Below are 21,890 nucleotides of genomic sequence, written 5' to 3' on the forward strand. Positions count from 1 at the left end.
ATGGGCGTGCTGTTGAAATATTCCCTGAGCCTGCTGCTGCTGTGCGCGTTCGGCGCGGCAGCCGGCTGCGACTGGCCGGCCTGGCAGCGCTATAAGCAGGACTACATCAGCGAAGGTGGCCGGGTGATCGATCCGAGTTCGCCCAACCGCATCACCACCTCGGAAGGGCAGAGCTACGGCCTGTTCTTTGCGCTGGTGGCCGGCGACCGCCCTGCCTTTGACCGCCTGCTGGGCTGGACCGAAGACAATCTGGCGCAGGGCGATCTCAGCGCCCGCCTGCCGGCCTGGCTGTGGGGCGAAAATGAGCAGAAAACGTGGACGGTGCTGGATGACAACTCGGCATCCGATTCCGATCTGTGGATTGCCTACAGTCTGCTGGAGGCCGGCCGCCTGTGGGACAGCCGCCGCTATCAGACGCTGGGCACTCTGTTGCTGCAACGCATCGCGCGCGAAGAGGTGGCGGATATTCCCGGGCTGGGGCCGATGCTGCTGCCCGGTAAAGTCGGCTTTGTGAAAGATGACGGCTGGCGGCTCAACCCGAGCTACCTGCCGCCGCAGCTGCTGGCGCGTTTTGCCGCGCTGCGCGGACCGTGGCAGGCGATGCGCGAGTCCAATCAGCGCCTGTGGCTGGAGAGTGCGCCGCACGGCTTCTCGCCGGACTGGGTGGTATGGCGCAAAGCGCAGGACTGGCGGCCCGATGAGGCCAAGCCGAACGTCGGCAGTTATGATGCCATCCGCGTTTACCTGTGGGCGGGCATGCTGGCGAACGACGATCCGCTCAAGGCCGCGCTGGTGCGGCGCTTTCAGCCGATGGCGCAGCTGACCGCACAGCAGGGCGTGCCGCCGGAAAAAACCGATACCGCCAGCGGAAAAACCCACGGCAGCGGCCCGGTGGGCTTTTCCGCCGCCCTGCTGCCGCTGCTGGCAGAGCAGCCTGAGGCGCTGGCGGCGCAGCGGCAGAAAGTCATCGACCACCCGCCGGGCAACGACGCCTACTTCAGCGCGTCGCTGACGCTGTTTGGCCAGGGTTGGGATGAACAACGTTACCGTTTTAACCGTCAGGGTGAACTGCAACCTGCCTGGGATCGTCAATGCGCAACTTCAGAATAAATTGGCTGGGGCTGTTTCCCCTGAGTCTGGCCCTGCTGCCGCCGGCGCTGGGGGCGGATGCCGTATCGCCCGAACGGTGGCTGTTGGAACAGGTGCGGGTTGGCGAAGCCAGCCATAAAGACGAGCTGGTGCGCCAGTCGCTGCACCGGCTGGAGCTGATGGATCCGAATAATCCCGAGGTGATTTCGGCGCGGATGCGTCTGGCGCTGCGTCAGGGCAACCACGTGCTGGCGCAGCAGCAGCTGGAGAAATTAAAGGGCGTTGCGCCGCAGTCGGCTGCCTACCGGCAGGCGCAGATGAATATGCTGTTGACCCAGCCGGAAACGCGGCAGCAGCTGCAGCAGGCGCGGCTGATGGCGACGGCGGGACGGCTGCCGGAAGCGAAGGCCGCCTACGACGCGCTGTTCAAGGGCGAACCGCCGACGCTCGATCTGGCGATCGAATATTGGCGGCTGGTGGCCCGGCTGCCGGGGCAGGAAGCGGCGGCGGCGAGCAAACTGCAGGCGTTGGATAAACAGTATCCCGGCAGCGTGCCGCTGCGCATGGCGCTGGCGCGTATGCTGTTCAGTCAGGATAAGAACGCGCAGGCCTACGCGCTGCTGCAACAGGTGGCGGCGGACAGCGCCGGTCGGGGTGAAGCCGCCGATCTGTGGCTGGATAAGGTGAAGGCGATGCCGGTCAGCAACGACAGCGTGGCGGCGCTTAACCGTTTCCTCGGCGTGTTCAGCAGCGGCGATCAGGCCGCCGGCGCCCGGCAGGAGCTGGCGCGGCAGCAGACGCTGCTGGCGGATCCGGCCTATCAGGCGCGGGCGCGCGGACTGGCGCAGGTCGGCAAGGGCGGCGGCCGCGCCGCGATCCCGGAACTGAAAAAGGCGCTGGCCGCCTCCCCGGACGATCCGGAAGTGCTGGGGGCGCTGGGGCTGGCCTATGCGCGCGCCGGCAACCGCGCGCAGGCCATCGCGCTGTTTCGTCAGGCGCAACAGGCCGACAAGAGCGGCTATGACGGCGGTAAATGGCAGAGCCTGATCAAAACCAACAGTTACTGGCTGGCGGTTGCCGAAGGCGACCGGGCGCTGAAGGCCGGCAATCTGGCGCGAGCGCAGCAGCAGTACCTGCGGGCGCGCCAGATCGATAACAGCGACAGCGACGCCCTGATCGGCCTCGCCGACGTGGCGGTGGCGCGTCATGACGACGCCGCGGCGGAGCGTTATTACCAGCAGGCGCTGCGTCTTGACCGAAACAGCGGCAGCGCGGTGCGCGGGCTGGCGAATATCTACCAGCGTCAGTCGCCGCAGAAGGCGCTGGCCTATCTCAATAGCCTGCCGCGCGCGCAGCAGAACCAAATGCGCAGTACGCTCGACGGCCTGCGGCTCGATATGCTGAAGCAGGACGCCGAGGCGCTGGCGCAGCGGCAGCAGTGGCACCAGGCGGCGGAGAAATACCGTCAGGCGCAGCGGCAGGATCCGGACGATGTGTGGCTGACCTACCGTTATGCGCAGGCGTTGCGTCAGGCCGGACAGCCGCAGCAGGCCGACGAGCTGTTCCGTTCTCTGGCGCAGCGGCACCCCGACAGCCCGCAGCAGGCGTATGCCTACGCGCTGTATCTCTCCGCCAGCGATCGCGACCGGCAGGCGCTGGCGCAGCTGGATACGCTGCCCCGGGCGCGCTGGAATGACGATATCCGCCAGCTGGCGCAGCGGCTGCGGCTGCAGGCGACGCTGGAGCATGCCGAACAGCTGCGCAGCGGCGGCGATGAGGCGGCGGCGATCGCCTACCTGAAACGGCAGCCGACGGCCACGCGTATCGATCTGACGCTGGCCGACTGGGCGCTGGCGAACGGCGACTACCAGAGCGCGCTGGCGGATTACCGGCGCGTGCGGGCGCGTGAGCCAAACAATCCGGATGCGCGGCTGGGCGAGATTGAAGCCTATGTGGCGCAGGGCGATCTGCCGGCGGCGCGTCAGCGGCTGCAGAGTGCATCACCGGCGCAGGATACGTCGCTTAACGGCCGGCGCCGCGAGGCCAACGCCTGGCATGCGGTGGGCGAGCGGCAGAAGGCGGGCGAGATCTTCAGCCAACTGAAGATGGCGGCGGCGCAGGAAGAGAACGGCCAGGGCAAAGCGCTGATTTACCGTGATGCGGCCAGGTTGGAGCGCGAACAGCGGCAGCCGGATCTGGCGCGGCAGGATTATCAGCAGGCGATGGTGGCCGGCGGCATCACGCCGGGCATTCCGCAGAATAATGACGATTATACCCGCCTGACGCGCAATACGCCGGGCGATGACTGGCTCAAACGCGGCATCCGCGCCGACGCGGCGGATCTGTACCGCCAGCAGGATGTGAATGTGACGCTGGATCACGATTATTGGGGCTCCAGCGGCACCGGCGGCGTGTCGGACTATCGGGCGCATGACACCATGCTGCAGGTGGACCTGCCGCTGTATGACGGGCGCGCCTTCCTGCGCACCGATACCGTCCAGCTGAACGCCGGGCGCTTCTCGACCCGCGACGGCAAATCGTACGAAACCTTCGGCACCTGCCATGATGTGGGCTGCAGCGGCGATGAGCGGCAAAAAACCAACGGCACCAGCGTGGCGGCGGGCTGGAAGAACGACCGCTGGCAGGCGGATATCGGCACTACGCCGATGGGCTTTGAGGTGGTCGACTGGGTCGGCGGCCTGGCCTACAGCGGCGACTGGCGGCATATCGGCTGGACGCTCGGCGCATCAAAGCGGCCGATCTCCAGCTCGCTGCTGGCCTATGGCGGCACCCGCGATCCCAATACCGGCAAAACCTGGGGCGGCGTCCGCGCCACCGGCGTCAGCCTGAGCGCCAGCTACGACCGCGGCGAGGCGCACGGCGTCTGGGCCGATCTCAGCGCTCATCAACTGACCGGTAAAAACGTGGCGGATAACCAGCGTGAACGTCTGATGGCCGGCTATTACTACAAGCTGATCAACGAGGACAACCGGCGGGCGACCATCGGCCTCAATACCATGCTGTGGCACTACCAGAAGGATTTGAGCGGCTATTCTCTGGGGCAGGGCGGCTACTACAGCCCGCAGCGCTATATGTCGCTGGCGCTGCCGGTCAACTATCGCCAGCGCACCGAGAACTGGTCGTTTGAGGTGGGCGGTTCGGTGTCGCTGTCCCACTCGAAAACCGACAGCCAGCGGCGTTATCCGCTGCAGGGGCTGATTCCGGATTCGCTGCCGGATAAACAGGCCGTCGAAAGCGGCAGCTCCTCCACCGGGGTGGGCTATACGCTGCGCGCCATCGTCGAGCGCCGCCTGACGTCGCACTGGACGCTCGGCGCCGGCGTGGATATCCAGCAGGCGAAAGACTACACGCCAAGCCATGCGCTGATTTATCTGCGCTATTCGCAGGGCGGCTGGCAGGGCGATCTGGATCTGCCGCCGCAGCCGCTAACGCCGTACGCCGACTTCAAGTAATGCGCCGGCCGGCGCGGGTTCCCCTCCCGGGGTAACGGCGCGCCGGCCTCTTTTCATCCCCGTCCGCCCCCGGAAATAATCAGACAGATTCAGAGTGTCGCCCACAGGGTAGTTTTGCTACCCTGTGTTCAGGTTAGGAAAAGACTGAAACCCGCGTATTTCTAAGTTCTTCCATAACAATGGCAAGATAAAAACACGCAGCGATCGCGTATACTCGAACCGATTCAAAAAGGGCGTGGCGTGACTCTCGTCCCTGATTATTCTTTCAGTCCGATTAACGGAGAGCAGATTTGCGCGTCAGGCGTTCATTAACGATTAAGCAGATGGCGACGGTGTCCGGCGTGGCGCTGGTGACGATCTGTATTTTTATCGTGATTCAGTTGTTCCATTTTGTGCAGCAGCGCAGGGATGACTACGCCCAACAGCTGGAGAATATCGCCCATTCTGTGCGTCAGCCGCTGGCGGACGCGGTGCTGCGCATGGACATGCGGGAAAGCAAACGGGTGCTGAACTCGCTGCTGCCGGTCGGTATTCTGACGCAGGCAGATATTGTCTTGCCGAATGAACTGCAGGCGCTGCACGCCAACTTCCCGCCGGAACGCCCGGTGCCGGCGGCGATCGCGCGGCTGTTCGACCTGCCGGTGCGCATCTCGGTGCCGCTCTATTCGCTGGAGCGGGTGCCGGCCAATCCGCAGCCGCTGGCCTATCTGGTGCTGCAGGCCGACTCCTACCGCATGTACAAATTTATCCTCAGCGCGCTGTCGACCATGCTGTCGACCTATCTGCTGCTGGCGCTGATTCTGTCGATCGCCATCACCTGGTGCATGAACCGGCTGATGGTCTATCCGCTGCGCGCGATGGCGAAAGAGCTGGAAAATATCTCCGAAGAGGATGCGCCGTATCATCAGCTGATGCTGCCGACGCTGCATCAGGATGACGAACTGGGCCTGCTGGTGCGCAATTACAACCGCAATCAGCAGCGGCTGGCGCGGGCATATGCGGATATGAGCCGCCTCAGTACGCGCAACTCGGTCACCGGGCTGCCGAATCAGGTACTGCTGACCGCCCTGCTGGAGCAGCATATCGCGTCGACCCTGCGTCCCCAGCGGTTTAACCTGCTGGTGATCGGCATTGAAACGCTGCATGAGGCCACCGGCGTATTGTCGCAGCAGCAGCGGGAAAAGCTGCTGCTGGCGCTGACAGAAAAATTACGCCAGTGCCTGGATAAGGATTCGCTGCTGGCGCAGCTGAGCAATGCCGAGTTCGCCATTCTGGCAAAGGGCGTTGAACGGCCGTTTCACGCCATGCAGCTGGCGCAGCGCATCATGCGGCAGCTTAATGCGCCGCTGAGCATTGAGCCGTTGTCGCTGCGGCCGAGCGCCAGCATCGGCATCGCCCATTACCTCCAGCCGGGGGAAAACGCCGAACAGCTGTTGCGCAGCGCCATGTCGGCGATGATGTCGGCCCACCGCGACGGCAAGAACCGCATCCTGTTCTTTGAGCCGCGGCTGACGGAACGCACGCAAAAGCGCCTGACGCAGGAAAGCGAAATTCTGCACGGTATCGAACATAACCAGTTTGCCCTGTTCCTGCAGCCGCAGATGGCGATGCGCAGCAACACGCCGGTCGGCGCGGAAGCCCTGCTGCGCTGGCAGCAGTATGACGGCAGCTTCAGCCTGCCGGCGGATGTCATCCCGCTGGCGGAAGAGCTGGGGGTGATGGTGCCGCTGGGCAACTGGGTGCTGGAAGAGGCCTGCCGCATGCTGGCCGACTGGCGGGCGCGGGGCATCGGCCTGCCGCTGGCGGTAAATATTTCACCGCTGCAGATGCGCGACGCCGGGTTTATCCCCCACCTGAAACAGCTGCTGGCGCAGCACCAGATCGACCCGCGTCAGCTGCAGCTGGAAATCACCGAAACGGTGCGTATCGACGACTTTGACCACCTGCTGGCGAAGCTGCGCGAGCTGCATGAGCTGGGCTTGTCTATCTCACTGGACGATTTCGGCATGGGGTATTCCAACCTGCATTACCTCAACCGCCTCAAGAGCCTGCCGGTCGATCAGATCAAGATCGACAAAAGCTTCATCTGCAGCCTGCCGGCGGATGATGCCATGGCGCGCATTATCGGCCAGATTTCGCAGGTGCTGCAGTTGCCGGTGCTGGCGGAAGGGGTGGAAACGGCGGCGCAGCGCGACTGGCTGCTGCAAAACGGTATCGAACACGGCCAGGGCTTCCTGTTCTCGGCCCCGCTGCCGCGCGACGAGTTTGAACGGCGGTTTATCGCCGGCGGCGATAAATAGGCCGTTATTGCGTCCATCTGCGGTTATCGGTGTGTTACTGCTCGCATAAATAGAAACTTTTTCTCAACAAGGCCGTAAACAACCCTTATGCTGGCGTCTTGGTTGGCACATTTTGTTACAAGCTGCCACATTTGATGACCAAGGGATGCGAAATTCATGGCTGATACTCCTCTGACACCCTCTACTTCTTCGCCGGCGACGCGGCGCGGGCTGCTGATTCTGGCGGCCGACTGCGTGCTATTTGCGGTTTTGCTCTACACGCTGCCTTTTTCCCCGCAGGAAAATACCGGCCTGGCGCTGCTGGCGTTTATCGGCATTCTCTGGCTGACCGAGGCGATCCACGTCACCGTGACGGCGCTGCTGGTGCCGGTGATGGCGGTGGCGCTCGGCATGATGAATGTCGATAAGGCGCTGGCGTCGTTCGCCAACCCGACCATCTTCCTGTTCTTCGGCGGCTTTGCGCTGGCGACGGCGCTGCATATCCAAAAGCTGGACCGGCTGATCGCCAACCGGCTGCTGTTGCTGGCGGGCGGTAAAATGCTGCTGGCGGCGCTGATGCTGTTTGGCGCGACGGCGGTGTTGTCGATGTGGATCAGCAATACCGCGACGGCGGCGATGATGCTGCCGCTGGCTATGGGGATCCTGAGCAACCTTGACCGCGAACGGGATCACAATACCTACGTCTTCCTGCTGCTGGGCATCGCCTACAGCGCCAGTATCGGCGGCCTGGGCACCATGGTCGGCAGCCCGCCGAACGCCATTGCCGCAGCGCAGCTGGGGTTGGATTTCGTCGGCTGGATGAAGTTCGGCGTGCCGGTGATGATCGTGCTGCTGCCGCTGATGGTCGGCACGCTGTACCTGATGATGCGGCCGAATCTGAAGCACCGCTTTGACATCACGCTGGAAAACTTCCCGTGGACGCGACCACGCTGGATTACGCTGGGTATTTTCCTGCTGACGGTCTTTTGCTGGATCCTCAGCAGCCAGATCAGCGCGCTGCTCGGCGGCGTGAAGCAGTTCGACACCCTGGTGGCGGTAGGTGCGGCGGTGCTGATCGGCATCAGCGGCGTGGCCAGCTGGGCGCAGATTCAGCAGAACACCGAGTGGGGCGTGCTGATGCTGTTCGGCGGCGGCCTGACGCTGAGCGTGATCCTCAAAGACTCCGGCGCCAGTGCGGTGATGGCTGAAGGGATGGCGTCGCTGTTTGGCGCCAGCCACTGGTTTGTGATTATTCTGGCGGTGGCGGCATTTATTATTTTCCTGACCGAATTCACCAGCAACACCGCCAGCGCCGCGCTGCTGGTGCCGGTGTTCGCTACGGTGGCGGAAGCGCTGGGCATGCCGCCGGCGCTGCTGACCATCGTGATCGGCATTGGCGCGTCCTGTGCCTTTATGCTGCCGGTGGCGACGCCGCCGAACGCCATTGTTTACGGCACCGGCGAGATCCGCCAGAGCGAGATGGTGAAAGTCGGCTTTTGGCTGAATATCCTCTGCGTGTTGGTGGTGTCGCTGTTCGCCTGGTTTATCTGGCGCTGACCCCTGCTGCCGGCGGCGTTTTGCCGCCGGCAGGCTGTCTATCTCTGCGCCCCGGTCTGCGGGGCCGCAATACAATCTTCTGTAAAAAACGCGCGTAAACCCGGTTTTACGCTGTTTTTTCGTTTCATTTCTGCTGTACCGTTTCAGCTCTTAAATTCATATCAACGACAGGCGCGATCTCAGCAAATTGTTCCCATCTTGTTAATCGGGTGTTATTTTCGCGCAGGCGTTGAGCAGGCATGAAAAGTACCGATAACCGCCTGTCCGCGTCCCCTTCAAAGGATGTTCATATGAAAAAAAATATCTTTAAGAGCCTTTATTTCCAGGTGCTTATGGCCATTACGCTGGGTGTGCTACTCGGCCATTTCTACCCTGACCTCGGCACTCAGATGAAACCTCTGGGTGATGGATTTGTTAAGTTAATCAAAATGATTATCGCGCCGGTGATCTTCTGTACCGTGGTAACCGGCATCGCAGGCATGGAGAGCATGAAGGCCGTCGGCCGCACCGGTGCCATTGCGCTGCTGTACTTTGAGATAGTCAGCACCATCGCGCTGATTATCGGCCTGGTGGTGGTGAACGTGGTACAGCCGGGAGCGGGGATGAACGTCGATCCCGCTACGCTGGATGCCAAAGCCGTGGCGGTGTACGCCGAACAGGCCTCGCAGCAGGGGATTATTCCGTTCCTGTTGGATATTATTCCCGGCAGTGTGATCGGCGCCTTCGCCAGCGGCAATATCCTGCAGGTACTGCTGTTTGCGGTGCTGTTCGGCTTTGCGCTGCATCGCCTGGGAGAAAAGGGGCAGCTGATCTTTAATGTGATCGAAAGCTTCTCCAACGTGATTTTCGGCATCATCAATATGATCATGCGTCTGGCGCCGCTGGGCGCTTTCGGCGCGATGGCGTTCACCATCGGTAAATACGGCGTGGGCACTCTGGTGCAGTTGGGGCAGCTGATTTTGTGCTTCTACCTCACCTGTATCCTGTTCGTGGTGGTGGTGCTGGGGGCGATTGCCCGCGCCAACGGCTTCAGCATCTTCAAGTTTGTTAACTACATCAAAGAAGAGTTGCTGATCGTGCTGGGCACCTCGTCGTCCGAATCCGCGCTGCCGCGCATGTTGGACAAGATGGAGCGGCTGGGTTGCAAGAAATCGGTGGTGGGGTTGGTGATTCCGACCGGTTACTCCTTCAACCTGGACGGCACCTCGATTTATCTGACCATGGCGGCGGTGTTTATCGCCCAGGCCACCAATGCTCATATGGATATTATGCATCAGATTACGCTGTTGATAGTGCTGCTGCTCTCCTCGAAAGGGGCGGCGGGGGTGACCGGCAGCGGCTTTATCGTGCTGGCGGCGACCCTTTCCGCAGTCGGTCATCTGCCGGTGGCGGGGCTGGCGCTGATTCTCGGCATCGACCGCTTTATGTCGGAGGCGCGTGCGCTGACCAACCTGGTGGGCAACGGCGTGGCGACGGTGGTGGTGGCCAAATGGTGCAACCAGCTGGACAGCCAGCAGCTGAAAGATACGCTGAATAACAAACGGCCTGCCGGCGTGGCGGACGAGAGCCAACGCTCGACGTGACGGCCGGTTGTTGAAGTCAAGCCATCGGCTGTTGTGGCGGCCGATGGCGTTTTCCACCTTTTCCGCTTGTAAAACTCCCTCAATGACTATTTTTCGCCGCATTGGGTAACATCGAACAAGGCGCGCGGTCCAACACAATGGTACACTTTCTACTTTCCGCCCCACTGTGAAACTCAGGGCGTGCTTTTATGATTCCAGTGAATGGAATACGTGTATCAAAGATAAATTGGATAGCCATTAAGTAGGGGTTCACATGCAGGGCACCAGAATTCATCTTCTTGTGGGTGGGCTGTTGTTGGCGGCCGCCAGCGGCGGCGTGCAGGCTGAAGCGCTACAACCCGATCCTGCCTGGCAGCAGGGAAAATTGGATAACGGGTTTTCCTGGCAGGTGCTGGATACGCCGCAGCGGCCAAGCGACCGCATTGAACTGCGGCTGCTGGTGAATACCGGATCGCTGGTCGAATCTTCCCAGCAGATCGGTTTCGCCCACCTGCTGCCGCGCCTGGCGATGGCGCGCAACGAAAGTTCGCCGCAGCTGCGTTCGCTGTGGCAGCAGGGCGTGGATGACGAACAGCCGCTGCCGCCGGCTATTAGCTCGTATGATTTCACCCTCTATAACCTGAGTTTGCCGAATAACCGCCCGGATCTGCTGAAAGAGGCGCTGAGCTGGCTGGCGGAAACCAGCGGCAAGCTGCCGATCGACGAGCAGACGGTGCATAAGGTGGTGAATTCCGGTGCCGATCCGATCGGCCTGTTCCCTGCCAATACCCAGGATGCCTGGTGGCGCTATCGGCTGAAAGGCTCTACGCTGCTGGCGCACGACCCGGGCCAGGCGGTGAAGCGGCCGGTCAATCTTGAACAGCTGAAAGATTTTTACCAGCAGTGGTACACCCCGGACATGATGACCTTGTATGTGGTCGGTCGGGTGGACAGCCGCAGCCTGAGCGAGCAGATCAACAAGGCCTTTTCGCCGCTGAGCGGCAAACGGGAAACGCCTGCCACCATGCCGACCCTGGCGCCGCTGCCGCCGCAGCCGGTCAGCCTGATGAATGAGTCTATCCAGCAGGATATGCTGTCCATTATGTGGGATACGCCGTGGCAGCCGATTCGCGACTCCCAGCAACTGAGCCGCTACTGGCGCAGCGATCTGGCGCGCGAGGCGCTGTTCTGGCACCTGCAGCGCGCGCTGGAAAAGAGCCCGCAGAAGGATGCGCAGCTGGGCTTCGACTGCCGGGTGCAGTATCAGCGTTCACAGTGCGCTATTCATCTCAACACCAGCAACGCCAACCTGAAGTCCGCGCTGGAGTTTGTGGCGACGGAAATGGCGGCGGTGCGTGATAACGGGCTCAGCCAGCAGGAATTTGATGATTTGCTGGCGCAGAAGAACGATCAGCTGAGCAAGCTGTTCGCCACCTATGCCCGTACCGATACCGATGTGCTGATGAGCCAGCGTCTGCGTTCGCAGCAGAGCGGCGTGGTGGACATTTCCCCGGAGATGTATCAGAAGCTGCGTCAGGCGTTTCTGGCGTCGCTGACGCCGGAATCATTGCACCAGGCGCTGAAACTGCAACTGTCGCAGGACGCTACGCTGGTGCTGCAGCAGCCGAAAGGCGAAGCGGAAACCAATATGAAGCAGCTGCAGGATGTTTACAACGGCATTATGGCGCCGCCACCGGCGGTGGTGAGCGAAGAGCCGAAGCCTGAAGGCGAAGCGGCGACGCCGGAGAACGGCGCGCAATAACGCCCCGGCAGCGCCCCTTCGGGCGCTGCCGGTCAGTTTCGGTACAACACCTTGATAATGTGGTAGCCGAACTGGGTTTTCACCGGCCCGTACGGTTTGAGCAGCGGGATGCTGAACACCGCTTTATCAAACGCCGGCACCATCGCGCCCTTGTTGAATTCGCCCAGTGAGCCGCCGTTACGTTTCGACGGGCAGGTCGAGTATTTGCGCGCCAGCGTGTCGAAGCTGACGCCGCGCTTGAGTTTGGCCAGCAGTTCATTGGCCAGCTTCTCGTTATCAACCAAAATATGCAGTGCGGATGCGCTCTTCGCCATGGTATTACCCTGTGTGCTTACGGTGGAGGGCGCATTATACCCGTTTTATCCGGGCAGGGCGGCATTGACGCGACGGGTATCAATCTTGCCGGCGCTTTCTGCTACACTGCCTGTCCCACGTTAAGATTGTCGAGCCATAAAGCCCCATGCGATTAAACCCCAGCCAACAACAAGCCGTTGAATTCGTTACCGGTCCCTGCCTGGTTCTGGCCGGCGCCGGCTCGGGCAAGACGCGCGTAATCACCAATAAAATCGCCCACCTGATCCACCATTGCGGCTATCAGGCGCGGCATATCGCCGCGGTGACCTTTACCAACAAGGCGGCGCGCGAGATGAAAGAGCGCGTATCGCAGACGTTGGGGCGGAAAGAGGCGCGCGGCCTAATGATTTCGACCTTCCATACGCTGGGGCTGGAGATCATCAAGCGCGAATATAAAGCGCTGGAGATGAAGTCCAACTTCTCGCTGTTTGACGACCAGGATCAGCTGGCGCTGCTGAAAGAGCTGACGGAAAAATGGCTGGAAAATGACAAAACGCTGGTGGCGCAGCTGATCTCCACCATTTCCAACTGGAAGAACGATCTGGTGGACCCCCAGCGTGCTGCCGAGCTGGCGCGCTCCGAGCGCGACAAGCTATTTGCCCACTGTTACGGTCTGTACCATGCGCATATGCGCGCCTGTAACGTGCTGGATTTCGACGATTTGATCCTGCTGCCGACGCTGCTGCTGCAGCGCAACGAAGAGGTGCGTGAACGCTGGCAAAACCGCCTGCGCTATCTGCTGGTGGATGAGTATCAGGATACCAACACCAGCCAGTATGAGCTGGTGAAGCTGCTGGTGGGCAACCGCGCCCGTTTTACCGTGGTGGGCGATGATGACCAGTCAATCTACTCCTGGCGCGGCGCGCGGCCGCAGAACCTGGTGCTGCTGAAAGAGGATTTCCCGGCTCTGCAGGTGATTAAGCTGGAGCAGAACTACCGCTCCAGCGAGCGTATTCTGAAAGCGGCCAACATTTTGATCGCCAATAACCCGCACGTGTTTGAGAAACGGCTGTTTTCCGAGCTGGGCTACGGTGAAGAGCTGAAAGTAGTGACCGCCAATAACGAAGACCACGAGGCCGAGCGGGTGGTTGGCGAGCTGATCGCCCACCACTTTGTGAAGAAGACCAACTATGGCGATTACGCCATTTTGTACCGCGGCAACCACCAGTCGCGGGTGTTCGAAAAAATGCTGATGCAGAACCGCATCCCGTACAAGATTTCCGGCGGTACCTCGTTCTTCTCCCGCCCGGAAATCAAGGATCTGCTGGCCTACCTGCGGGTGCTGACCAACCCGGACGACGACAGCGCCTTTCTGCGCATCGTCAATACGCCGAAGCGGGAAATCGGCCCGGCGACGCTGCAGAAGCTGGGAGAGTGGGCCAACCTGCGCAATAAGAGCCTGTTTGCCGCCAGCTTCGACGTGGGGTTGGGCCAGCACCTTACCGGCCGCGGCCTGGAGTCGCTGCAGCGTTTTACCCAGTGGATGGACGGCATCGCCCGGCAGGCCGAGCGCGAGCCGGTGGCGGCGGTGCGCGACCTGATTCGCGGCGTCGACTACGAAAGCTGGCTGTTTGAAACCTCCGCCAGCCCGAAGGCGGCGGAAATGCGCATGAAAAACGTCAATACGCTGTTCGGCTGGATGACGGAAATGCTGGAAGGCAGCGATCTGGAAGAGCCGATGACGCTGACGCAGGTGGTCACCCGCTTCACGCTGCGCGACATGATGGAGCGCGGCGAAAGCGAGGAAGAGCTGGACCAGGTGCAACTGATGACGCTGCACGCCTCCAAGGGGCTGGAGTTCCCCTATGTGTTCCTGGTGGGGATGGAGGAGGGTTTACTGCCGCATCAGAGCAGTATTGATGAAGATAATGTCGAGGAAGAGCGGCGTCTGGCCTATGTGGGGATAACCCGCGCCCAAAAAGAGCTGATTTTCACCCTGTGCCGTGAGCGCCGACAGTATGGTGAATTGGTGCGTCCGGAGCCGAGCCGTTTCCTGTTGGAGCTGCCGCAGGATGATTTGGCGTGGGAAACGGAGCGTAAGGTAATTAGCCCGCAGGAACGGATGCAAAAGGGGCAGAGCAACGTCGCCAATATCCGCGCCATGCTGGCGAAGGCCAAGGGCGGCGGCTGAGTCGCGGGGAAAAAGCGGGGTTCGCCTGGGCGAACCCGCATCGGGTTAGGCCTGTTCTTCCAGCATCAGCGGCCAGTGGACATAGCTCTGCCAGCGGCTTTCCTGCTCCAGTTCTTCACCACGCAGCGGATGCTGCTCCAGCCAGCCGTGCGGCACAATCACGCGCAGCGCGTCGTCGTTCTGGTGGCCGCGCAGTCTGACCGCCGGCAGCGTGTCGTCGCGGCGGCGGCTGGCGAAGATAATCGCCAGGCGCAGCAGGCGGCACAAATGCTGGGCGATGCGCGGCGGCACGGCGTTTTGCTGGCTGAGCAGCGTGAGATCGAGCGTGTTGCTCTGGTTTTGCAGCAGGGCGGCCAGCAGTTTTTTCTGCGCCGGGGTAAAACCGGGCAGCGCCAGATGGCGAATCAGATAGGCGGCGTGCTGCGGCGCCTGTTTGAAGTCGACGCTCAGACCGATTTCATGAATCAGACAGGCGGCGTGCAGTAGTTCACGGCTGCGGGTATCCAGCTGCCACTCATTGGCTACCTGCTGTGAGAAGTTACTCGCCAACTGGGCAACGCGGGCCGCCTGCTCGGTATCCAGCAGGTAGCGCCGCTGCAGATTGCGAATGGTGCGGTGGCGGATATCCTGCTCCACCGGCAGGTGCAGCATGCCGTACACCAGCCCTTCGCGCAGCGCACCGCCGGAAAGCAGCATGCTCTCAATGCCCAGCTCCTGGAAGATCGCCAGCAGAATCGACAGCCCGCTGGGGAACACCAGCGCGCGCTCCAGCGTCAGGCCTTCAATTTCCAGCTCTTCCAGCTTGCCGCATTGGATGGCGCGCTGTTTGAGCTGGCGCAGTTTCGGCAGGGTAATGCGTTCGTCCATACCCTGCGCCACCATGATTTCCTGCAGCGCCTGCACGGTGCCGGAGGCGCCGACGCAGATCTGCCAGCCGTGCTCACGTAAAGCGGAGGCAATCGGTCGCACCATTTCGCGCGCGGCCAGTTCGGCGCGGTCAAAGTTGTCGCGCCCGAGGTTACGGTCGCTGAAGAAGCGTTCCAGCCAGGTGACGCAGCCCATCGACAGGCTGTACAGCTGCTCGGCCTGGGCGCCGCTGCCGGTCACCAGTTCGGTGCTGCCGCCGCCGATATCGACCACCAGACGTCGATCGGGGCCGCCGGTAGTGTGCGCCACGCCGTGGTAAATCAGGCGCGCCTCTTCTTCGCCGCTGATCACCTGTACCGGGCAGCCTAAAATTTGCTGTGCGGTATGCAGGAACTCATCGGCGTTATTCGCCAGACGCAGCGTGGCGGTCGCCACCACGCGGATCTGTTCGCGCGGAATATCCTGCAGACGTTCGGAAAACAGCCGCAGGCATTGCCAGCCGCGCTGCATGGCGTCGTGCGACAGGTTATTGTCCCGATCCAGCCCGGCCGCCAGCCGGACTTTGCGTTTGATACGCGCCAGCGTCTGAATACTGCCGGCGACCTCGCGCACTACCAACATATGGAAGCTGTTGGACCCCAGATCGATGGCGGCATACAGCGTGCTGGAACTGAGCATAATTTATCTCCCTGAAGTTTCACATCGCATCGTGGCTGTCAGCCCGCCGTTGCCGAGCGGCGCCGGACTGTGGGGAAAGTAACCTTGGCTGTCGGGATGCAATGTGAAATTCATGGAGTTATCTCAGCCTGAACGTTTACGGTTGTTGCGCGGCGCGCCGCCGCTGCGGCGTTGCGACGAATTACGGCGCGAATTGTTGCCGCCGCGCGGGCGCGACAGGCGTTTCGGCGCCGGCAAATCATCCAGCAGTGCGTCGCTGTTGTATTTGCTGACCGGAATGCTGTGGCCGGTATAGGCTTCGATCGCCGGCAGGTTGAGGGCATATTCCTCACAGGCCAGGCTGATGGAGTGCCCGCTGGCGCCGGCGCGGCCGGTACGGCCGATGCGGTGGACGTAGTCCTCGCAGTCGTCAGGCAGATCGTAGTTGAAGACGTGGGTAACCGCAGGAATATGCAGGCCGCGCGCCGCAACGTCGGTGGCCACCAGAATATCCAGGCTGCCTTTGGTGAAGTCTTCCAGAATACGCAGGCGTTTTTTCTGGGCGACGTCGCCGGTCAGCAGGCCCACGCGGTGACCGTCGGCGGCCAGATGGCCCCAGATGTCTTCGCAGCGGTGTTTGGTGTTGGCGAAGACGATAGCGCGATCCGGCCATTCTTCTTCAATCAACGTCTGCAGCAGGCGCATTTTCTCTTCGTTGGACGGGTAGAACAGCTCTTCTTTGATGCGGTGGCCGGTTTTCTGTTCCGGTTCGACTTCCACATATTCGGCATTGTTCATCTGCTCGAACGCCAGCTCGCGTACGCGGTAGGAGAGGGTGGCGGAGAACAGCATGTTCAGACGCTGATCGGCCGATGGCATGCGGCGGAACAGCCAGCGGATATCTTTGATAAAGCCCAGATCGTACATGCGATCGGCTTCATCCAGCACCACCACCTGAATGGCGCTCAGGTCGATATAGTTTTGTTTTGCGTAGTCAATCAGTCGGCCGGTGGTGCCGATCAGAATATCTACGCCCTTTTCCAGCACTTTCAGCTGTTTGTCGTAGCCGTCGCCGCCGTAGGCCAGGCCCAGCTTCAGTCCGGTGGACTGCGACAGCATTTCCGCATCGGCGTGGATCTGCACCGCCAGCTCGCGCGTAGGCGCCATGATCAAGGCGCGCGGTTGGTTGGTCTGGCGATCCTGTTTCGCCGGGTGGGAGAGTAAATAGTGAAAAGTAGACGTCAGAAATGCCAACGTCTTTCCGGTACCGGTTTGCGCCTGACCTGCAACGTCACGCCCGGAGAGCGTGAGCGGTAATGCCAGCGCCTGAATAGGCGTGCAGTTGTGAAACCCTTTTTTTTCAAGGGCTTCAAGGACTAACGGGTGCAGGGCGAAGTCGGAAAACTTCTGTTCAGTCAAGTGTGTTTTGCTCATAGTGTGGTAGAATATCAGCTAACTATTGCTTTACGAAAGCACATCCGTTGAAATAAACGCGGTGAAATAAAATCACCTTGAGTTGGTTTAATGCTACACCAACAAGGTAGACATAATCCTGTGGAGTAGAACATGAGCGATAAAATTATTCACCTGACTGACGACAGCTTTGCTACAGAGGTGCTGAATGCCGAAGGGCCAATCCTGGTCGACTTCTGGGCTGAGTGGTGTGGTCCGTGCAAGATGATTGCTCCGATTCTTAATGAAATTGCCGAAGAGTTCGACGGCAAATTGACTATCAGCAAACTGAACATCGACGAGAACCCGGCTACCGCACCTAAGTACGGTATCCGCGGCATCCCAACGCTGTTGCTGTTCAAGAACGGTGAAGTGGCGGCGACCAAAGTGGGCGCACTGTCCAAAGGTCAGCTGAAAGATTTCCTGACCGCCAATCTGTAACCGGGCGGGATGCCCCGGGTCTGGCGTCCGGTCGCGAGTTTTCGCATCGGCGCCGGCCCAATTTTTCCGGTTTGCGGCGGCAGTGTCCGCGGCTCTCCAGGCAGGCTCCGCACGGTGATGTGGGTAAACATGGCCCGTCTGCGACTAAAGATGCAGTTTGCTTGCGGCGGCTATAGACGCCCGCCGAGAAGCGTGTTAAGTTTAATCACACTGCATATAGAACTTGCCCGAAGTTTTAAGTCTAAAGAGTTTGAATCTAAAGCGTTACTCTGTGTCATAGCATCGGCGTTGTCTTCATACCTGGACTTGGCCCGCGCGTTGACAATCAATGGTTTTGCAAAAATCAGTTTTAAGGCACCTTCGATCCTAAACCGCCAGCGTGCGCGTCCAATGTAAGCCATCTCTTACCACGACGGCTAAGCGGCCCGGTGATTGAACGTCCAGTAAACAGGCACGAAAATCCCGATGCGGGAACATCACGCTGCCATACTATTCACGTTAAAGTTCGAGACATACCCCGATTTTAAGAACCCACCACTATGAATCTTACCGAATTAAAGAACACGCCGGTTTCTGACCTGATCACACTCGGCGAAAATATGGGGCTGGAAAACCTGGCCCGCATGCGTAAGCAGGACATTATCTTTTCCATTCTCAAGCAGCATGCGAAAAGCGGAGAGGATATTTTCGGTGACGGCGTGCTGGAGATATTGCAGGATGGATTTGGTTTCCTCCGCTCCGGAGACAGTTCCTACCTCGCAGGCCCCGACGACATCTACGTATCCCCTAGCCAAATCCGCCGCTTCAACCTCCGTACAGGTGACACCATTTCCGGTAAGATTCGTCCGCCAAAAGAAGGCGAACGTTACTTTGCCCTGCTGAAGGTTAACGAAGTCAACTACGACAAACCGGAAAACGCCCGCAGTAAAATCCTGTTCGAAAACCTGACGCCGCTGCATGCCAACTCGCGTCTGCGTATGGAGCGCGGCAACGGTTCAACCGAAGACCTGACCGCTCGCGTACTGGATCTGGCATCGCCGATCGGTCGCGGCCAGCGCGGCCTGATCGTCGCACCGCCGAAAGCCGGTAAGACCATGCTGCTGCAGAACATTGCCCAGAGCATTGCCTACAACCACCCGGACTGCGTGCTGATGGTGCTGCTGATCGACGAACGTCCGGAAGAAGTCACCGAGATGCAGCGTCTGGTGAAGGGCGAAGTGATCGCCTCAACCTTCGACGAACCGGCTTCCCGCCACGTGCAGGTTGCGGAAATGGTGATCGAAAAGGCCAAGCGTCTGGTTGAGCACAAGAAGGACGTGATTATCCTGCTTGACTCCATCACCCGTCTGGCGCGCGCTTACAACACCGTGGTGCCGGCTTCCGGCAAGGTGCTGACCGGTGGTGTGGACGCCAACGCCCTGCACCGTCCGAAGCGCTTCTTCGGCGCGGCGCGTAACGTGGAAGAGGGCGGCAGCCTGACCATTATCGCCACTGCGCTGGTGGATACCGGCTCGAAGATGGACGAAGTGATTTACGAAGAGTTCAAGGGCACCGGCAACATGGAACTGCACCTGTCGCGTAAAATTGCGGAAAAACGTGTCTTCCCGGCGATTGATTACAACCGCTCCGGTACCCGTAAGGAAGAGCTGCTCACCAGTTCTGAAGAGCTGCAGAAGATGTGGATCCTGCGCAAGATTATCCACCCGATGGGGGAGATCGACGCGATGGAGTTCCTCATTAATAAATTGGCGATGACCAAGACCAATGATGAGTTCTTCGATATGATGAAGCGCTCATAATTACATAAAAAATTTAATCAACGCCACGCCAAGCCGTGGCGTTTTTTGCTTTTGGCAGATAGGATACGCGGCAGAAATAGAAATTTAATTTACTTTTCTGATCGCGGCGTGTTTGATTGGGTTACGCACATATCCATTTGCGGCATCGGTCGTTCACGATGAGAAATGCTATATAGTGCAATGAAACTCAATCGCGTTCGTCATAGGAAATGACTGAAAGGAAGCGAGACATCTGGTGCCAGATTCAGCCCGTGTTAAGCTGCCTTATCTTCTCAGAGATCTGTTAACTGTGAACTACTCACATGAGTACTGAAATTCTATTTGTTTTTCTATTCTCCTTGGCATTTTTATTTGTTGCCCGTAAGGCAGCGAAACCGATCGGCCTGGTGGATAAACCCAATTATCGCAAGCGTCACCAGGGGTTAATTCCGCTGGTCGGGGGGATTTCGGTTTATGCCGGACTGTGTTTTGCCTTCCTGATCTCTGACCAAACGATTGCGCACAGCAAGTTATATCTCGCCTGCGCCGGTTTGCTGGTATTTGTCGGCGTGTTGGACGACCGTTTCGATATCAGCGTAAAAATCCGTGCCTTTGTTCAGGCGCTGGTCGGCGTGATTATGATGGTGTTTGCCGGCCTGTACCTGCATAGCTTCGGCTATATTCTGGGCGGATGGGAAATGCAGCTGGGGCCGTTCGGCTATCTGGTAACGCTGTTTGCGGTGTGGGCGGCGATTAACGCCTTCAATATGGTGGACGGCATCGACGGCCTGCTGGGCGGTTTGTCCTGCGTGTCATTCGGCGCGCTGGGCGTGCTGCTGTATCTCAACGGTCATTCTGAGCTGGCATTCTGGTGTTTTGCCATGATCGCCGCCATCGTTCCCTATATCTTGCTGAACCTCGGCATTCTTGGCCGTCGCTATAAAGTGTTTATGGGCGACGCCGGCAGTACGCTGATCGGCTTTACCGCCATCTGGCTGCTGCTGCAAAGTTCGCAAGGCCAGACGCCGGCGATTCGTCCGGTGACCGCGCTGTGGATCATCGCGATTCCGCTGATGGATATGATCGCCATTATGTATCGCCGTTTGCGTAAGGGCATGAGTCCGTTTTCCCCCGACCGGCAGCATATTCACCATCTGATTATGCGTGCCGGCTTTACGCCGCGTCAGGCTTTTGTCCTGATTACCCTGGCTGCAGCGCTGCTGGCGGCGGTCGGCGTGCTGGGCGAATGGTTAACATTTATCCCGGAATGGTTCATGTTGGCATTATTCTTGCTAGCATTTCTGTTCTACGGTTATTGCATCAAGCGCGCCTGGCGTGTTGCGCGTTATATTAAGCGCATCAAACGCCGTATGCGTCGCTCGGTGGACAATAAGCAAGTACCTTAAACCAGAGGCTTTTGGGCAGTGATGATTCCAGATACAACGTCAGACAAGAACCGCCCGGCGGTAGATAACGAACTCGATATTCGTGGCCTGTGCCGCACTTTGTGGCGCGGCAAGGTCTGGATTATTGGTCTTGCCGTTTTGTTTGCAGCGGTCGCGCTGGCGGTCTCTTACCTGGTCAAGCAGGAGTGGAGCGCAACGGCGATCACCGATCGGCCGACCGTGAATGCGTTGGGCGGATACTACTCCCAGCAGCAGTTCCTGAGGAATCTGGATGTGCGCACCATGCCGGCCGTGGCGACCGACCAGCCGAGCATTGCCGATGAAGCCTACAAAGAGTTCATCATGCAGCTGGCGGCCTACGATACCCGGCGCGATTTCTGGCTGCAGAGCGATTACTACAAGCAGCGGCAGGAAGGGGATGAGCGCGCGGATGCCGCGTTACTTGATGAATTGATCGCCAATATTCAGTTTACGCCGCGTGATGATAACAAAGTGCCGAACGACGGGGTTAAACTGACGGCTGAAACGGCGTCGGATGCCAACCGTTTACTGCGCGAATATGTGCTGTTTGCCAGCCATCGCGCGGCGCTGCATCTGAACGAAGAGATTCAGGGCGCCTGGGCGGCGCGCACCACCTCGATGAAAGCGCAGGTTAAGCGCCAGGAAGCGGTGGCGGACGCGATTTATAAGCGTCAGCTGAGCTCGGTGCAGCAGGCGCTGAAAATCGCCGAGCAGCAGGGCATCGCCCGTGCGCAGACCGATACGCCGGCCGAACAGCTGCCGGACTCCGACCTGTTCCTGCTGGGCAAACCGATGCTGCAGGCGCGTCTGGAAGGTTTACAAGCCTCCGGTCCAAGCTATGATTTGGATTACGATCAAAACCGCGCCATGCTGGCGACGCTGAACGTCGGCCCGACGCTGGATAAACAGTTTCAGACTTACCGCTATTTGCGCACGCCGGAAGAGCCGGTAAAACGTGATAGTCCAAGAAGAGTATTTTGGCTGATCCTATGGGGCGCTATCGGTGCGATGGCCGGCGCCGGGGTGGCTTTGGTTCGTCGTTCACGCAATTGAAAATATTA

Annotated in this window: 14 protein-coding genes; 11 read left to right on the plus strand and 3 right to left on the minus strand. The window is 59.9% G+C overall.

What is annotated here, in order from left to right; all coding sequences use genetic code 11:
* The 6 genes from bcsZ to CLM71_RS00690 all read left to right on the plus strand — a co-directional run bounded on the left by bcsZ (position 1) and on the right by CLM71_RS00690 (position 11,722).
* Positions 1-1,110 carry a cellulose synthase complex periplasmic endoglucanase BcsZ gene (gene bcsZ / locus CLM71_RS00665; protein ID WP_105229312.1) on the plus strand — a complete coding sequence of 370 codons (1,110 nt, stop codon included), beginning with the start codon at positions 1-3 and terminating at the stop codon, positions 1,108-1,110.
* Positions 1,092-4,562, plus strand: coding sequence for a cellulose synthase complex outer membrane protein BcsC (gene bcsC / locus CLM71_RS00670; RefSeq protein WP_105229313.1), 3,471 nt, complete (start codon positions 1,092-1,094; stop codon positions 4,560-4,562). The genes bcsZ and bcsC overlap by 19 nt, the downstream gene beginning before the upstream one ends.
* A gap of 290 nt (positions 4,563-4,852) precedes the next feature.
* Positions 4,853-6,862 (plus strand): biofilm formation regulator HmsP, encoded by a 2,010-nt coding sequence (hmsP, locus tag CLM71_RS00675; RefSeq protein ID WP_105229314.1) that lies wholly within the window; start codon positions 4,853-4,855, stop codon positions 6,860-6,862.
* A gap of 156 nt (positions 6,863-7,018) precedes the next feature.
* Complete coding sequence (locus tag CLM71_RS00680; RefSeq protein WP_105229315.1) at positions 7,019-8,398, plus strand: DASS family sodium-coupled anion symporter; 1,380 nt, start codon at positions 7,019-7,021, stop codon at positions 8,396-8,398.
* Between the two features lie 290 nt (positions 8,399-8,688).
* Positions 8,689-9,981 (plus strand): dicarboxylate/amino acid:cation symporter, encoded by a 1,293-nt coding sequence (locus CLM71_RS00685; RefSeq protein WP_105229316.1) that lies wholly within the window; start codon positions 8,689-8,691, stop codon positions 9,979-9,981.
* A gap of 253 nt (positions 9,982-10,234) precedes the next feature.
* The gene (locus CLM71_RS00690) at positions 10,235-11,722 is read left to right on the plus strand and encodes a pitrilysin family protein (protein ID WP_105229317.1); all 1,488 of its coding nucleotides are present in this window, start codon (positions 10,235-10,237) and stop codon (positions 11,720-11,722) included.
* A gap of 32 nt (positions 11,723-11,754) precedes the next feature.
* Here CLM71_RS00690 and ppiC read toward each other — a convergent pair whose 3' ends face one another.
* On the minus strand, positions 11,755-12,036 hold the full coding sequence (ppiC, locus tag CLM71_RS00695) for a peptidylprolyl isomerase PpiC (protein WP_105229318.1): 282 nt from the start codon (positions 12,034-12,036) through the stop codon (positions 11,755-11,757).
* 146 nt (positions 12,037-12,182) lie between these two features.
* On the opposite strand from ppiC, the gene rep reads away from it, so the two are divergent.
* Positions 12,183-14,207: a DNA helicase Rep gene (gene rep / locus CLM71_RS00700; RefSeq protein ID WP_105229319.1), complete on the plus strand. Its 2,025-nt coding sequence runs from the start codon at positions 12,183-12,185 to the stop codon at positions 14,205-14,207.
* A 45-nt stretch (positions 14,208-14,252) separates the two neighbouring features.
* Here rep and ppx read toward each other — a convergent pair whose 3' ends face one another.
* Positions 14,253-15,752 carry an exopolyphosphatase gene (ppx, locus tag CLM71_RS00705; protein WP_199776392.1) on the minus strand — a complete coding sequence of 500 codons (1,500 nt, stop codon included), beginning with the start codon at positions 15,750-15,752 and terminating at the stop codon, positions 14,253-14,255.
* A 123-nt stretch (positions 15,753-15,875) separates the two neighbouring features.
* Positions 15,876-17,165 (minus strand): ATP-dependent RNA helicase RhlB, encoded by a 1,290-nt coding sequence (gene rhlB / locus CLM71_RS00710; protein ID WP_105229321.1) that lies wholly within the window; start codon positions 17,163-17,165, stop codon positions 15,876-15,878.
* 132 nt (positions 17,166-17,297) lie between these two features.
* On the opposite strand from rhlB, the gene trxA reads away from it, so the two are divergent.
* From trxA to wzzE, 4 genes are all read left to right on the plus strand, one after another.
* Positions 17,298-17,624, plus strand: a complete 327-nt coding sequence (trxA, locus tag CLM71_RS00715; protein WP_105229322.1) for a thioredoxin TrxA — start codon at positions 17,298-17,300, stop codon at positions 17,622-17,624.
* Positions 17,625-18,163: 539 nt separating this feature from the next.
* Positions 18,164-19,423 (plus strand): transcription termination factor Rho, encoded by a 1,260-nt coding sequence (gene rho / locus CLM71_RS00720; RefSeq protein ID WP_015344121.1) that lies wholly within the window; start codon positions 18,164-18,166, stop codon positions 19,421-19,423.
* A gap of 302 nt (positions 19,424-19,725) precedes the next feature.
* Positions 19,726-20,808, plus strand: a complete 1,083-nt coding sequence (wecA, locus tag CLM71_RS00725) for a UDP-N-acetylglucosamine--undecaprenyl-phosphate N-acetylglucosaminephosphotransferase (RefSeq protein WP_105229323.1) — start codon at positions 19,726-19,728, stop codon at positions 20,806-20,808.
* Positions 20,809-20,829: 21 nt separating this feature from the next.
* Positions 20,830-21,882 (plus strand): ECA polysaccharide chain length modulation protein, encoded by a 1,053-nt coding sequence (wzzE, locus tag CLM71_RS00730; protein WP_105229324.1) that lies wholly within the window; start codon positions 20,830-20,832, stop codon positions 21,880-21,882.
* The last annotated feature ends 8 nt before the right edge of the window (positions 21,883-21,890 follow it).

The sequence above is a fragment of the Serratia sp. MYb239 genome (assembly GCF_002966855.1).
Classification (GTDB): Bacteria; Pseudomonadota; Gammaproteobacteria; order Enterobacterales; family Enterobacteriaceae; genus Serratia_B; species Serratia_B rhizosphaerae.

Coding starts and splice junctions, on each gene's coding strand:
- bcsZ (WP_105229312.1), top strand. CDS start 1: ATGGGCGTGCTGTTGAAATATTCCCTGAGCCTGCTGCTGCTGTGCGCG.
- bcsC (WP_105229313.1), top strand. CDS start 1,092: ATGCGCAACTTCAGAATAAATTGGCTGGGGCTGTTTCCCCTGAGTCTG.
- CLM71_RS00680 (WP_105229315.1), top strand. CDS start 7,019: ATGGCTGATACTCCTCTGACACCCTCTACTTCTTCGCCGGCGACGCGG.
- CLM71_RS00685 (WP_105229316.1), top strand. CDS start 8,689: ATGAAAAAAAATATCTTTAAGAGCCTTTATTTCCAGGTGCTTATGGCC.
- CLM71_RS00690 (WP_105229317.1), top strand. CDS start 10,235: ATGCAGGGCACCAGAATTCATCTTCTTGTGGGTGGGCTGTTGTTGGCG.
- ppiC (WP_105229318.1), bottom strand. CDS start 12,036: ATGGCGAAGAGCGCATCCGCACTGCATATTTTGGTTGATAACGAGAAG.
- rep (WP_105229319.1), top strand. CDS start 12,183: ATGCGATTAAACCCCAGCCAACAACAAGCCGTTGAATTCGTTACCGGT.
- ppx (WP_199776392.1), bottom strand. CDS start 15,752: ATGCTCAGTTCCAGCACGCTGTATGCCGCCATCGATCTGGGGTCCAAC.
- rhlB (WP_105229321.1), bottom strand. CDS start 17,165: ATGAGCAAAACACACTTGACTGAACAGAAGTTTTCCGACTTCGCCCTG.
- trxA (WP_105229322.1), top strand. CDS start 17,298: ATGAGCGATAAAATTATTCACCTGACTGACGACAGCTTTGCTACAGAG.
- rho (WP_015344121.1), top strand. CDS start 18,164: ATGAATCTTACCGAATTAAAGAACACGCCGGTTTCTGACCTGATCACA.
- wecA (WP_105229323.1), top strand. CDS start 19,726: ATGAGTACTGAAATTCTATTTGTTTTTCTATTCTCCTTGGCATTTTTA.
- wzzE (WP_105229324.1), top strand. CDS start 20,830: ATGATTCCAGATACAACGTCAGACAAGAACCGCCCGGCGGTAGATAAC.